Annotated in this window: 14 protein-coding genes and 1 pseudogene; 3 read left to right on the top strand and 12 right to left on the bottom strand. The window is 48.5% G+C overall.

Features of this window, described 5'->3' with window-relative positions; translation table 11 throughout:
• Positions 1-277 (top strand): integrase core domain-containing protein (locus BUB68_RS09785; RefSeq protein ID WP_143188150.1); only part of this gene is annotated, 277 nt, incomplete at its 5' end.
• On the opposite strand, the gene BUB68_RS09780 is transcribed toward BUB68_RS09785, so the two are convergent.
• The 11 genes from BUB68_RS09780 to BUB68_RS15635 all read right to left on the bottom strand — a co-directional run bounded on the left by BUB68_RS09780 (position 235) and on the right by BUB68_RS15635 (position 10,743).
• Positions 235-798 carry a hypothetical protein gene (locus BUB68_RS09780; RefSeq protein WP_178139506.1) on the bottom strand — a complete coding sequence of 188 codons (564 nt, stop codon included), beginning with the start codon at positions 796-798 and terminating at the stop codon, positions 235-237. The genes BUB68_RS09785 and BUB68_RS09780 overlap by 43 nt on opposite strands.
• A 63-nt stretch (positions 799-861) precedes the next feature.
• Positions 862-1,455 carry a nucleoside 2-deoxyribosyltransferase gene (locus tag BUB68_RS09775; RefSeq protein ID WP_073090714.1) on the bottom strand — a complete coding sequence of 198 codons (594 nt, stop codon included), beginning with the start codon at positions 1,453-1,455 and terminating at the stop codon, positions 862-864.
• Positions 1,456-1,526: 71 nt separating this feature from the next.
• Positions 1,527-2,348 carry a M15 family metallopeptidase gene (locus BUB68_RS09770; protein ID WP_081371951.1) on the bottom strand — a complete coding sequence of 274 codons (822 nt, stop codon included), beginning with the start codon at positions 2,346-2,348 and terminating at the stop codon, positions 1,527-1,529.
• Between the two features lie 46 nt (positions 2,349-2,394).
• On the bottom strand, positions 2,395-2,799 hold the full coding sequence (locus BUB68_RS15640) for a hypothetical protein (protein WP_256625868.1): 405 nt from the start codon (positions 2,797-2,799) through the stop codon (positions 2,395-2,397).
• Positions 2,793-3,800 (bottom strand): serine hydrolase domain-containing protein, encoded by a 1,008-nt coding sequence (locus BUB68_RS09765; protein WP_256625866.1) that lies wholly within the window; start codon positions 3,798-3,800, stop codon positions 2,793-2,795. Before BUB68_RS09765 ends, BUB68_RS15640 begins: the two co-directional genes overlap by 7 nt.
• Entirely contained in the window at positions 3,800-5,032 is a 1,233-nt protein-coding gene (locus tag BUB68_RS09760; RefSeq protein WP_073090710.1) for an STAS domain-containing protein, read from the bottom strand. The genes BUB68_RS09765 and BUB68_RS09760 overlap by 1 nt, the downstream gene beginning before the upstream one ends.
• A gap of 12 nt (positions 5,033-5,044) precedes the next feature.
• Positions 5,045-5,989: an alpha/beta fold hydrolase gene (locus BUB68_RS09755; protein WP_073090707.1), complete on the bottom strand. Its 945-nt coding sequence runs from the start codon at positions 5,987-5,989 to the stop codon at positions 5,045-5,047.
• A gap of 33 nt (positions 5,990-6,022) precedes the next feature.
• Complete coding sequence (locus BUB68_RS09750) at positions 6,023-6,334, bottom strand: hypothetical protein (protein ID WP_073090704.1); 312 nt, start codon at positions 6,332-6,334, stop codon at positions 6,023-6,025.
• Between the two features lie 218 nt (positions 6,335-6,552).
• A complete protein-coding gene (locus BUB68_RS09740; protein ID WP_073090699.1) occupies positions 6,553-8,700 on the bottom strand; it encodes a hydantoinase/oxoprolinase family protein in 2,148 nt (715 codons plus the stop codon).
• 24 nt (positions 8,701-8,724) lie between these two features.
• Positions 8,725-10,107 (bottom strand): transporter, encoded by a 1,383-nt coding sequence (locus BUB68_RS09735; protein ID WP_073090696.1) that lies wholly within the window; start codon positions 10,105-10,107, stop codon positions 8,725-8,727.
• Positions 10,108-10,128: 21 nt separating this feature from the next.
• Positions 10,129-10,743: a hypothetical protein gene (locus BUB68_RS15635; RefSeq protein WP_256625865.1), complete on the bottom strand. Its 615-nt coding sequence runs from the start codon at positions 10,741-10,743 to the stop codon at positions 10,129-10,131.
• Between the two features lie 303 nt (positions 10,744-11,046).
• On the opposite strand from BUB68_RS15635, the pseudogene BUB68_RS15830 reads away from it, so the two are divergent.
• Positions 11,047-11,186 (top strand): annotated as a pseudogene (locus BUB68_RS15830) (acetolactate decarboxylase); the annotation flags it as partial.
• 63 nt (positions 11,187-11,249) lie between these two features.
• Positions 11,250-11,474: an acetolactate decarboxylase gene (locus BUB68_RS15825; protein ID WP_371914857.1), complete on the top strand. Its 225-nt coding sequence runs from the start codon at positions 11,250-11,252 to the stop codon at positions 11,472-11,474.
• Positions 11,475-11,499: 25 nt separating this feature from the next.
• Here BUB68_RS15825 and BUB68_RS09715 read toward each other — a convergent pair whose 3' ends face one another.
• Positions 11,500-12,858 (bottom strand): hypothetical protein, encoded by a 1,359-nt coding sequence (locus BUB68_RS09715; RefSeq protein ID WP_073090693.1) that lies wholly within the window; start codon positions 12,856-12,858, stop codon positions 11,500-11,502.
• Position 12,859 lies beyond the last annotated feature (1 nt).

Raw genomic sequence — 12,859 nt, 5'->3', positions numbered from 1 at the left:
TAAGAAGGCCACCGCACGAATGCAGCGGAGCTATTCCAAGAAAGCTTATCCATGGGATAATGCCTGTATCGAGTCATTTCACGCATTGATAAAGCGTGAATGGCTGAACCGCTTTAGAATCCGGGATTTTAATCATGCTCACAGCCTAATTTTTGAGTATATTGAAGCATTTTATAACACAAAGCGGATTCACAGCCATTGTGGATATCTTTCGCCAGATGACTTTGAAAAACTTTACAATGCGAGCGTTGCTAGAGAATCACGATTGGTAAGTTGAAAATAATTAAAATTTCTCATTTTATGTTGTACTAAATCTTGACATAGGACCAGTGTCATGCCTGCAAAGACAGAAGCATGGGATTCGCATGTCTTTATCCGGGTATCGTTGGTGACCTTATGGGCATAGATGTCCATTTCCACATCCTTGGCGTTTTGAGCATCACGAGCAGAAGCAGTGTAGCTTGAGTCGTATAATGCCCTGTCCACCATCATCAAAAAATCGAAGCAAAATGGTGCCGTTTCGCAAACCAGTGTGCCGTCCACATCAAATACAGCAATACGATCACGCACCGGGATAAAGTCTTTGTCCTTGGGATTCGTTACCTTCTGTACATAATCACGGAGTTGGGCAAGCACTGCCGACCCCTTCTGCCAATACTTGAAATTGCTCCCCTTCTGATTCACGGAAATTTGCGCGATTTCCATGCGAGAGGCCGCTTCGGAGCACGGCATCCATCCTATGCTTCCAATCATAAAACTTGCCACAAGTGTAGCGATAATTTTATTGGTCCGATACATGTTCAATCCCCCCTTCCGTGCTACTAGACAATTGACCTACAGCAAGCACTCCTAAAGCTTGTTTTAAGATAAGTATTGTTGTATTTCTTCTATCAGTTTATCGCCATCATAAGATTTGAAAACTTTGAACATACAACCGCTTATCATCGGATTCAGGTCAAGTCCTAATTCAACTGAACGTGTATCTGTTTTGAAACCATAGCACCGCTTACCGATACCGTAAGCAATACCAAGCTCAACACAAGCTCCCTCATCAGGTACCCGACCGTCCAAATTCATAAAGATAATATCTGCTTTTCTTACTTCTCCAGCATCTAATCCAAAAATCATCTTTACAAGTTCTTCTTCCGTCTTTCCCTGTAATAATGCAGCTTCTATTCCATCTCGTTGAGGCAAAAATACCTGATATCCATTATGTTCGAGCACTTTTGTTATCTTTAGATTGAAATCCTTTTCGGCTTGATTAAACAGCGGACCAGCTAAATAAACTTTTTTCCCCACTCCTATATGTTCTATCATTTTTGTTTTTAAGGTATCTTCAGAAGAATTATCACTAAACTTTTCATTTCCATTTGCATAAACATCAACTGATAACAGCATAACCATACATAGTATTATAGTTCTTATCAATGGAAGCCTTCTGCTTGTTCTAAACATCTTCTTTCCTCCTGGCTCTTGAATACGAAGGAGATGTGATAGCGCAGCCCCTCTTTTTACTATATTCCCCCTTACAGCAATTTCTGAATTGGGAAGGTGAAATATGTATTAGGATACGGCTCATTCTTCAAGGTAAAATGCCACCATTCCGTGGACAATGGCTTAAAGCCATGCCTAAGCATTGCCTCACGCAATATCATGCGATTCTTGAACTGTGCCTCATTGATTTTGCCGTCCTTGGGCTGTTTTGCGCCCTTATATTTGCCCGTGTATTTGCCAGTTTCGGGGTCACCGCACCAATCGGGGTGACTCTCGATACCGAAGTGGTCAAAGACGTTCCCCATGTCCACATCCTTGCCCGTCTGCATATCAAACAGGGTCAGGTCTACCGTAGAGCCACGGCTATGGCCTGACTTGGCATCAATATAGCCATCGGCAAAGAGCCTGGTCTTGTCCACCTGCGGATAGAAGTAATCCTTCATGCGCTTGTCCCCAAGGTTTTCTGCCCAGGTCACGAAATTGTCCACGGCCATCTGGGGACGATAGGCGTCATAAATCTTCAGCCGATAGCCCTGCTTAATCACATCATCGGAGACCTCTTTGAGGGCCTGGGCCGCTTCCCTGGTCATGAAGATACGGGGAGCCTGATACCCAGCTATGCGGTCCCCTACAAAATTGTATGTGGAATAATAGCGCGGCTCCAAAATAACATCCGGCACCACCTCGGAAAGCTCCACAAAGTCAGAACTGTCTGCCGGGTCTACGTTCCCTGCCACCGATGCTGCCACTGGTGCTGCTTCTGCACTCATGATTAAGTCAGTTGCAGCTAAAGCTACAGTCAGACTGGCTGTCATAAACAGCCCGCAAATTATGTTACCAAGGTTCTTTCTCATGGATATACACCTCCATCGTCTGCCAGATAAGCATATCAGCCTCAGATTATTTATGCGCAAATACATTGCGGCAAATAGCGTCTCCCACGGTTTCTTCCCAGATATAGTTATTGCTGAATTGGCCGGCACTGCGGTCGTCTTCCTCTACGGCTTCACCATTCATAATATAGACATAGCCATCCTTGGTGCCTGGCCTCAGGGCCAGCATGGACAGCAAGCCAAAGGCTTCTCCTGTATACCCCGCCAAATCAATCCCGGTATCCCGGGAGAAGCGGGCTGTGGTGTTTCCGTCCATCTGATAGATGCCTAAACCATAGGAAAGGATTGTGCCGCCATAGCTGGAACCATTTTTCTTCGTGTCATCATAAATCCACTCACGGTTGAACATAGCCTGTACGGATTCAGGAGATAAGATTTGCTGGCCTTTATAGGTGCCGTTGTTCATCAGCATAACCAGGGCATGAGACAGTTCCTCACAAGAAATCCTAAGCCCTCCTGCCGGGAAAACACCGTGGCATTGGTGCCGGGAATGTAGCCCTTGAGGCTGTATGTCTCCTGATAATTTTCGTCATAAGGGTTTTGCAAGGCTATAGTTTCAGATTTAGGCTTGCCATTTTTGTACTCATCCTGAGTGCCGTACCAGGGACCCATTTCATCCCACTTGCCGCTAGAATCCTTCTTCTGATAGACCGTGCCAAGCTTCTTAAACTCTTTCCGGCTGAAGTTGCCGGGCACATAATCAGCGTGAATATCCAGCTGCTTTAAGATATGCTTTTTCTGATAGATATCAAAACGCTGCCCTGTGACTTTTTCGATGATAGTGCCAAGCACTCCATAGTTCAGGTTGCAGTATTTGAAGAACTTCCCCGGCTCCTCTCCCTGGGATGCAAAATGTCCACCATTGACATAGAATTTGCCGGTGGGCTTAAAGAATTCCTGCAGGCTCATCTGAGGCGGGATGCTGTAGATTTTGTCATCACGCAGGGATGAGGTGTGAGAAGCGAGCATCCTTATGGTGATTGCCTGCTGAGGATAGTTGGGATTGCGCAGCTCAAAACCCAAATACTTGCTCACGTCAGCATCCAAATCCAGTTTTCCCTGTTCCACCAGCTGCATGATGGTAAAGATGGTAAACATCTTGGATACCGAGGCAATGCGGAAGCGGCTGTCACGGGTAAAGGGCTTGCTCTTTGACGGCTGCTGCTCATCAATAACAGACTGTCCCAGGAATTTGCTATATACTTCCTGGCCGTCCTTAAAGGCAATAACGCCAAGTCCGGGAACTTTGGTACCAGTATCGCCAATCATCTGGGAAAGCTCCTGATCCAGCTCCGCCTTGGCCACTCCCTCTGCAGCAAAAGAAACATTCATGGTCAGGCAAAGAGATAGCGCGGCCATGGCCAAGATTTTCTTTTGTCTTTGCAGGCTGCAAAATAATTTTTTTGATAACATTATATAACATCCCCAAAACCTTTCTGCTGCAAGATTTCTTTTACTTTTACACTGGCTCCAGAAAAAACTATGTGACGGCTGCAGTTTTCCTGCATCTCAAGCAGCAAGCGAATTCCTGCCGATGATATATACTCCAGCTGTGCACAATCTATCCTTACCCCTTCAATACTTCCGTCAGCATTAGCTTCCTCCCAGGCCAGCAGAAGTTTCGGTGCTGAGATGGTGTCAAGCCTGCCATGCAGAGCTAGGTGAAGTATTCCCTTTTTCACTGTATATTGCAGTTCAAAGGGCTGCTCCTCCCGGGGCCTGTCAGTTTGTATTTCCTTTGCCTCATCAAGGGTAATGACCCAGTAATGGCAATGATGCATAGCTTCCTTAAAGCGCACAATCTGCTCTGGAGCAAACTGCTTATAAACGCTTAATTCCGGCATATGTTCCCCTAGATTAACCTTTTCGACTTTCAGGCTATGCTTTGCTAAAAGCGTTTCAGCTCTTGCTTGCGAATTTTGTATATCTGTCGGCTCTATGATGAAGGCGTTGCCTAAAGCAGCCACTGCTGACTGCCCTTGGGCCTCGTCCTTTGTCGCCATGAGCTTGGCAAGGGATTCTTCGCCGAAAACAGCACGGAATGTACCGCAAAACTGTAGCGCATATTCAGGGTCCGGGGTTATCCAACAGCCGCCATGTTCTCTTAGCAGGCATTGTATGTTGGCGATGACGTTATCAACCTCATCATCACTGAAATACATCATCATGCCCTCGGTTGAGATACATAAAGGCCCGACACAGCCCTGCAAGGCTTTTTTCAATGAGGTGTAGTTTGTAGCATCTACTCCGTGAAAGGACACATTTTCTGCACTACCAGCCAGCTGACGGATAATCGGTCCTGCTTCCCCTACAACGATAGGCAAGTCCAGACCAACAAAGTTTCGATTGTGTTCCACCATATAAATTGCCTTTGGCGTATAGCCACATGGCAAGTCTACACATGTCTGATACCCGGAAGCCTCTATCAAGCGGCACATGGTACGATACTTGGCCTCAACTACCAGCGCGTTGCCCAGGATAGTTTCAGCATCCGTCATATTTTGCAGTAGTGCATTGTTTTCCAAAGCCAATGCATGGACAATCTTATCCGCCTCTGGTATTCCCGCTTGCACCATCAAGCACACCGCTGTCTTAGCTGTAAGGTAAACCGGATTGACTCGTGCCTCTATACTCCTTACTGACATTTATCATCTTCCTTATTCATTTCTGCCCTCTACCAAAAAATCCATAACATTCTCACGAAACAGCTTATAGTACGGGCGCTCCATAAGCATGGCATGAGCTGCCCCGGGGATAATCTCCAGCCGCGAATCTTTATTTGGCAAGGTCTTATAAGCTTCTGCACACATTTTTGGAGTTACATAAGGATCATTGGTACCTGCGATAATAAGCACGGGAGCTTTTATCTCTGCGGTGGGAATCAGCCGTTTTTTGCTGCTCACCAATAAATCACGCCGACCTCCGTTGGGGCTGGTATCCTTGTCATAGTGCCAGGCATTGGCAAGGTAGGTGTCTGCCACAGCTTTCTCGGTGATATTGAAGTCTATACTGCCATCTGCTGTCTTTTGAAAATCATCTGCCGCATGTTCCCAGGTATTCTTATGGAAGGGTTCCTTTACCCGCACATCACCAAGGCCAGCCACGATAGGCGCATAGAGGACAAGCCTATGGACCAATTCCGGGTATTTTGCCGCAAAGCGTCCGCTGGTCACGGTTCCCCAGCTCCACCCCAGAATATCCATGGAAGGAAGATTATGCCTTGCCAGAATGCAACGAACTGCTGCTGCTATATCTTCGGCTGCATAATCGGAATCCGGCAGGAACCCATTCCTGACCTCTCCTGACCTGCCAAATCCTGCTATATCCAGGAGCCATACCTCAAAGCCATGACGGGCCAAATAGCGTGTCAGGCTGTAATCCCCATAGTCAACATCAAACTCATGGGAGGAGTAGGTTACGCCATGCACAAACAGGATGGGCTTTTTCTCCTGCCCGTCCTGCTCTGCATAACGCTCCAAATGCAGCTGTATACCGTTCCGTTCCAGAGGAATATTCTCCTGTAATATTTCTCCCGCCCAGGCAGCGGATAAACACAAGAAATTCAACACCAAACAAATGATTGTAATCCGAACTGCTCTCACTATCTACCGCTCCCCTCTGATTTCTCACTTTTTCTACAGGCGAAGCAATATGCCCCGTCGAGCCAGCAGGCGGGCCGGAATCCGCCAAAAGAGAATCCACATCATGGAAAAGAGCAGAATGCTGAAAGCTGTACTGCCACAATCCTTTACGGAGATTTCCCATAGCCAGGGATAAACCAACTCCCCATCAGGAGTTTTTAGGCTCCAAAGAAAACTCTGCACAAGTTCGGACAATATGTACATCAGCAGGGCATTGCGGCCAAAGTTCCGGCAGATGCAAAAGATGTTCTCCATGATATCCGGCACCAGCATAAAGCCCAGCTGCAAGAGCGCCAGCACCCACATAAAGAGGCCGCTGGTTATAAGCGCATAGGGAGCAGTCCACAATGGTTTGCTGATAATGTCGAAAGAACTCCAGCCGAACCCCAATAGGCGTTAAAAAACCACTGATGGCCACCATAATGACTGTAGTCTTTATCCAACCTCCAGTTCACACCGGAGATATTTCCTGTATTGCTGCCATCTCCAAAGCCATCGCTCACAAATTCTTTTTACGGTATAGTTCAGCGCACTGCCAGCACAATGATTTTCTCATTCTCTGGCAGAAGTTCTGCTTCCATCTTCATGAGGTCAAGCACCTGCTCCCGGCTGGCAAGGCCGCTGAGGTTCAGCTGCTTTTCCCCATAGTAGGCGAAAAGTCCCGGCAGCTCGCCACCTGTAGCTCCGTATTCCACGGTATCCTCCAGCAGTGCTTTCAGCTCCGCCTGCAGGTCTGCCTTGGTGCAGACAATGGCACCAAGAGCTTCCCTTTGGAGGCACACCACACCATTACGGTTCAGTACACGCACCTTATGCTTTTTGACAGGGATGAGGCCCAGGAGGCGCTTCTTATACTGACCGTCAAAAACATGCCATGCTCCTGCCGTGGCAGCTTCCTTGACATTTTCAGAGGGCAGTTCCATAGACTGTGCCGCAATTGCCTGGAGTTCCTCGTAGGTAAGAGCCCCCTCTGCCCCATCATTTTTCCGCAGTTCCGTGGCTCCCATGGCCACAGCCCTAAGAATATTGGCCTGCCGGTCAATCTCGATGGCAATTTCCACAGTAGACTCCTGAGCTCCGGAACGCAAAATCTTCTCCATAGCCTCCCGGCGAATGGAACGGATATCCTCCTCCGAAGGCTGCACCACCGTACGCTCCACCACTTCCCGCACCATGGCCATGGCTACGCCAATGGTAGAAATGATGGGGGCATTTTTTACAATCTTCCAGCGGATATTTTTTCTCATGCCCAAGTAGGGAACGATGACGCCACCGCTGCCACCGCCTCCGGCCAGGCAAAGCACCTGGGGAGAAAGCTCGTATTCGCGGATCAGGCGGGCTACGATTTCCCAGATTTTTTCCGCGGCTATCTCCATAGCCTGCTTGGCTGCTTCTTCTGCGCTGCAGCCCAGAGCCTTGCCCAGCGTTTCCCAGGCCAGTCTGGCGGCTTCCCGCCCTGCCTCCCCGGCTTTGGCATAATCATTTTCGGGGACGCTTCCCAGAAGGTTGGCGGCCCCAGCAAGGGTCAGGGAAACACGTCGTCCGTCACTGCCGACAACTGCCGCATAAACCGGTGCATCGTCTTTCAGGGGTGCCACCAGCTCCAAATGGGGATCAGAGAGGGCCGGGGAAAAAATCTCATAGGCCAGTCCTGCAATATGCGCACTGCGAGGCCCTACATCTGTAATTTTTCTCTTTTCCACCCTTATCATGCTGCCGCCGGCTACCCCCAGGGTGCGGACATCAAGGGACGAAAGATAAGTCTTGTGCCCGCCCACTTCGCCATAGCGCACCATGACGCGTCCGTCCTTCACCACGGAAATATCTGTGGAGGTGCCTCCGGCCTCAAGAAAGATTCCATCGGACAGGCGCTCATACATGAGGACGCCTGCCACACCGGCGGCCAGCCCGGACAGCATGGTAAGGATAGGCCGCCTGCGCACTTCATCCACCGTCATAACGCCGCCATCGCAGCGCATGATCATCAGGGAGGCCGGGATGCCGGAACGCTTGACGCAGGCTTCCGTCATATCCGCAGTTTCCATCATCTTCGGAATCAGGCTGCCATTGACCACCGCTGTTCTCGTCCTGACCCTCAGGCCATAGAGCTGGGACACCTCGTGGCCCCCAGTGGCATAGAGTCCCATTTCCCTGGCCAGCTTCATCACAAATTTTTCGTTGGACTCATCATCCACGCCGAAGGATTCCGTGGCCACGATGACTTCGGCACCAGCCTGTTTCAAGGCTGCAAGTTTCTCATGTATTTTATCAGCCAAGGCTGACGCATCTTCTGTTTCCACATACTCGTGCAGCACAGAAAGAAACTTTCCCGGTGCCAGGGGAATATCACCCACATCGCTGGCCGTTTGGGCACGGCCAGATTCCATGCCGCTGCCCATGGCCAGCACTCCGGTCACAGCCACGTCCCCTTCCAGCAGGGCATTGGTAGCCTGGGTGGTGCCATGGGCTATGAACACCACCTCTTCCGGGGCAATATGATTTTTTTCCAGGATATTCTGCAGCACAGTGATGATTCCTTCTGCCACCCCCTCCCTAGCTCCATGGGTGGTGGGAATCTTTTCCTGGGCTATAATCTCATAAGTTGTATTGTCTATAGCGACAGCATCGGTAAAGGTGCCGCCTACATCGATGCCAATCCTCACCTGGCGCATCTTTTTCCCTCCCCTCTGGGCTGCTTAGTGGGTAAAGGCCACGCAGAGCAGCATCAGGATGCACATTCCCCAGCTGTAGGGCAAAATGCGCCGCAATATCACAGCCGTATCCACGTCGGTAAAGCCGCCAATCCAAGTGTTATGGGAATTGGTGGGATCTGCCACCGCCTGAACATAGGTCACGGCCAAAAACATGCCGCAAAGGGCTTCAGGCGGGAAAGTGCCGAACCCTACGAGGATAGCGGCAATCCCGGCTCCCATGCCAAACATATTGAAGGGTCCCCGGTAAAGAGCTGCCGGAGCAAAAAGGGCAAAAATAAGCAAGAGGCCTGTCATGGATTCAGGAAGTATAGAGGTCAGGACAGGATTCAATACTGGAGCAGCCAGCGGATGGGCTGTAGCCGTCACCAGCATTCCGATGCCGATAAACAGGAACAGCACCCCTGCCACATCCTGAATGCCTTCCACAAAAGCGCCTGCCAGCAGATTGATGGTCTGGCTGGGCCGGGTCGTAAGCGATGCGTAAAGGGCTGACACCAGAAAGCCCAGGATAGCCGCGGCCACCGGGTCAAGGGTTCCATTCTTGGGGCTCCCCAAACCGAAGACCAGGCTGGCACAGCCGATGAACACCAGAGGCAGCACCGGCGCAATAAGCGCCGCCGGGGACAGCTCTTTCCTTTTTCTGACCAGGCTCTCCTGACCGCCGGAAAGTGTCTTGCCCAAGCCCTGGCACAGGCTCACGGGAACCATGGCAATGCCTTTCAGGATGCTTGCTGCCAGTTCCAGCAGAGAACCACCTTCACCATTGCCCCGTGGTACGTTGCGCAGGATGTAGACGATGGCAAGCAGAGCAGCAATGGCAATACAGGGGAAATAATAATGCAGCGCAGCTTCGCTGCCAAAAATGCCTATGAAAGTGCCATAGCTGGCAATATTGGCCATAAGGCCAAGGTTGATGCCCAAAAGCAGGATAGAGGCAGCATCCAGAGGAGAAATGCCCGTGCTGGTCATGATGGGAAGCACGATGGAACCAACCATCAGCACTGCTCCCAGGCCGCTCATGCCCGTGAACACAAAAGCCGTGGCGGCCAGCATAAGGAAAGCGATGGCAATGGGGCGATCCCCGGCCATTTCCGCAGCCTTTTTGATGATGGCATCAGAAATTCCCGTCTTCTGTATGACCTTGGCAAACATGGAGCCAAACACCACCAGCGCAATAGCCGATGAGAGCCTGAGGGCGCCCCCCAGCATGACTTCATTGGCCCAGGTCAGAAAAGGGAGACCTGCGCACCAGGCAATCCACGCCGCCATGAGTGGCAGCGCCAGCAAGGCAGGCAAAATCCTGGCCACCATGAGGGCCGCAGACAGCACAAAGCCGCCCAGCAACAAAATACCTGTAACTGACATATATATCCTCCTCGCCAGTGTTCAGAGCTTGCCTATGGGAAAATTCTTGCGGATAATCATTTCGATATTGTTATCCTGTACAGATACACGCACATCATCAGCAATATTGGCAACGATGGATTTTTCCAGTTCGTCAAACAGGGCATCTACATCTGCCCCTTCCTCCCTGTCCTTCTCCAAGCATAGGCGATATTGCTCCAGGGACCATAGCTGTATCTCTTCATAGCTAACACAGCCTACCATGTGATAATCCCCCACTGGCCTATTGGAGCCGTTCCCCAAGTAAAAGAGGCTGCCTTCAATAAAGTCTTTAATCTTGCCCATAATGCCCACAGACGCTTCATTACGCTTGTGGGTTGACGTGTTTATGAGATCCTGTCTTTTCTTGAAGTTCATATCCGCCACAGCCAATAGATGCAGCTCACAGCTGCACTCCTCTGTGCTTTCCATCCAGAAATCTGCCTCAAAATCCTCCACAATGGCCCTCACCATGCTCATAGTTTCCTCAGCCAGGAGGCGCGCCCGCATAGAGATGCGCTCGTCAAACCCCATGGAACGACTGAAAGCCTCCACTTCATCAAGAGCCATGGTCATACCGCGCCCGTTGCTGCTAACTACAATCTTTTCGGTTTTCACTCTAAGCCCCCCCTGTACCTAAATATATCTGTATCTTGCTTCTATTCTGTAAAATTGAGAAATTTCCTGCTTTTTCACTGTCCTACATCTGTATATTCATCGCTGGCAACCTGCCGCCTCCTTGGAACGCCTCCCGTTTTACGATTGATTCACCGCTCCAGCAGGTGAATCATAGCTGCTTCTCGAAATAACAAAAGAGATTGCTTAGAAAAGTGATGCACCATGAGGAGGTAACATTATGGACATAGAAAATATTATCAGGTATCTACCTTGCAGGCTTTGGCACTGGGATATTCAAAATCAGTGATAACGGTGGGAGAATTGCTCAAGCATGGGAATCTGGGGCTGGGAACTTTGAAGATGTGGATGGCGAGATGATTGTTTTGGATGGAAAGTGCTATCGCGCCAGGAATAATGGCGATGTAACACATGCCGAGGACGAGAGAGGCGTGCCATTTGCTTCTGTCTGCCATTTTCATCCCCACCGTTTTGAAGAATGCGAGAAGATGGATACCATCAATGCCGCAGGATGGCATATGCATTTTCTCTCAGAAGATGAAAAAAATGGCGGACATGTATTTGATATCAGTCTAACCAGTGGAAATGCCTCTTTTTGCAAAATAACCAGCTTAGAAATACGTATTCCTAACTCTTTAGCATTTGATACCTATGAATTGAAAAGTGCATCCAAAGAAGAAATCAAAAGTGTCGAGCAGGGTAAAAATGCATAAGAGACACATAAACTAGGGCATGTTCCTATTTCTTAACTTCATTGGTTTTATCTGTGACGATATAGGTTGGTTGTGCCTGTTCGTTGTGCCCGGCAGCTATTATTCCTCCATTCGTGGCCAAACGTGAAAATATACCGGCAAATTCCCCATCATAAGCATAAAGTCCGGTCATGTTGATGTAGGGGCACCACTTGCCTTTTCCCCACGCAAAATCAATGTTTTGATTGACATATTGTGGCCAATATTCTTGGCAAATATAGCCGTTGTCATAGACAAGCCGCACTTGTTCCTCCCATTTTTTCTGGGGATAATCCACTCCAGCAAAAACGCCGGAAGCAGCATAAGCATCCCGAGGCTTCAATATATATCGCTTTCTATGATTTATCACTTCTTCCAAATCTATAGCATCTTTTTCAAGGGGGAATGTTTTGGGTATGTGTGCCTCTATAAATTTCGTCTCATCCGGTGAAAGAAACTTCGTTGTTTCGGGATGGTGCAAAATATAAAATAACCATTTGTGGTGAATAATCTGTGTACAAAAATGCCCCGCTATGAAACAAGCATTTTCCCGCACTGCCTGCAAGAAAGGACGAACATCATCGAGATTATCCATAATGTCAGCCGTTACGGCACGGCGGTATATGGCATCAATAACATGACCGTTCGATGAGTAAAGTTTACCGTCTTCAAAGTGCAGTTGACGAATATCGCATATTTCACAGTCAATTCCATTTTTTTGAAACGAACGGGCAAATTCTTGAAATTCACGCCAAGTCGCCTTATCTATAAAGTCAACTATGGCAACATTTGGGTGAGAAACCTTACCTTCATAAGTGTCGTAAATCCTCATAAAGGTACCAACCCACCGGTCGAAGAGTTCCATGGTTTCAAATCTATAGCGGCGTATCATTTCTTGATGGGCTGGATTATCAATCATAATCTTGTCTAAAATTCTATTTGCATCCATTCCGCTTGTTCCATCCGTGTTTATCTCACAGAAACCAAAATCTCCAGTCTCTTCATTGTAAAAAATATCTGCACGGGAAATGGGAATTATAGAATCATAGCCACGCGGTGTAAGAATCAACTCTTCAAGCTCTTGTGAAAAAGGAAATAGTGCACGATATCCTGCGTGAGCAAAATATGCTCCAATGACCTTGGCAAAAATGCCATAAGCAGTACCCACAATCCACTGAAACCTATCCAAATCTACTTTTGTATATATTCGAGGAATATGTACAGTACTGTATTTTAAATGCCCGTTATAGTATAGTGGGGAACGCTCTACGTTTTCTTTCATGGCGAGTGCAGCTAATTTATTTTCCTCCCCATATTTTTCAATCAAGTAAAAGTATTCTTGACGGATTTCAAATGTTGATTTCAAA

The organism is Pseudoselenomonas ruminantium, from assembly GCF_900142515.1.
Taxonomy (GTDB): domain Bacteria; phylum Bacillota; class Negativicutes; order Selenomonadales; family Selenomonadaceae; genus Selenomonas_A; species Selenomonas_A ruminantium_D.
This window is presented reverse-complemented; position numbering and strand designations above follow the sequence as displayed.

Excerpts from the sequence above, each read along its gene's own strand:
- BUB68_RS09780 (WP_178139506.1), bottom strand. The coding sequence starts at position 798 with ATGTATCGGACCAATAAAATTATCGCTACACTTGTGGCAAGTTTTATG.
- BUB68_RS09775 (WP_073090714.1), bottom strand. The coding sequence starts at position 1,455 with ATGTTTAGAACAAGCAGAAGGCTTCCATTGATAAGAACTATAATACTA.
- BUB68_RS09770 (WP_081371951.1), bottom strand. The coding sequence starts at position 2,348 with ATGAGAAAGAACCTTGGTAACATAATTTGCGGGCTGTTTATGACAGCC.
- BUB68_RS15640 (WP_256625868.1), bottom strand. The coding sequence starts at position 2,799 with ATGCTGATGAACAACGGCACCTATAAAGGCCAGCAAATCTTATCTCCT.
- BUB68_RS09765 (WP_256625866.1), bottom strand. The coding sequence starts at position 3,800 with ATGTTATCAAAAAAATTATTTTGCAGCCTGCAAAGACAAAAGAAAATC.
- BUB68_RS09760 (WP_073090710.1), bottom strand. The coding sequence starts at position 5,032 with ATGTCAGTAAGGAGTATAGAGGCACGAGTCAATCCGGTTTACCTTACA.
- BUB68_RS09750 (WP_073090704.1), bottom strand. The coding sequence starts at position 6,334 with ATGTGGGTGCTGGCGCTCTTGCAGCTGGGCTTTATGCTGGTGCCGGAT.
- BUB68_RS09740 (WP_073090699.1), bottom strand. The coding sequence starts at position 8,700 with ATGCGCCAGGTGAGGATTGGCATCGATGTAGGCGGCACCTTTACCGAT.
- BUB68_RS09735 (WP_073090696.1), bottom strand. The coding sequence starts at position 10,107 with ATGTCAGTTACAGGTATTTTGTTGCTGGGCGGCTTTGTGCTGTCTGCG.
- BUB68_RS15825 (WP_371914857.1), top strand. The coding sequence starts at position 11,250 with ATGGATACCATCAATGCCGCAGGATGGCATATGCATTTTCTCTCAGAA.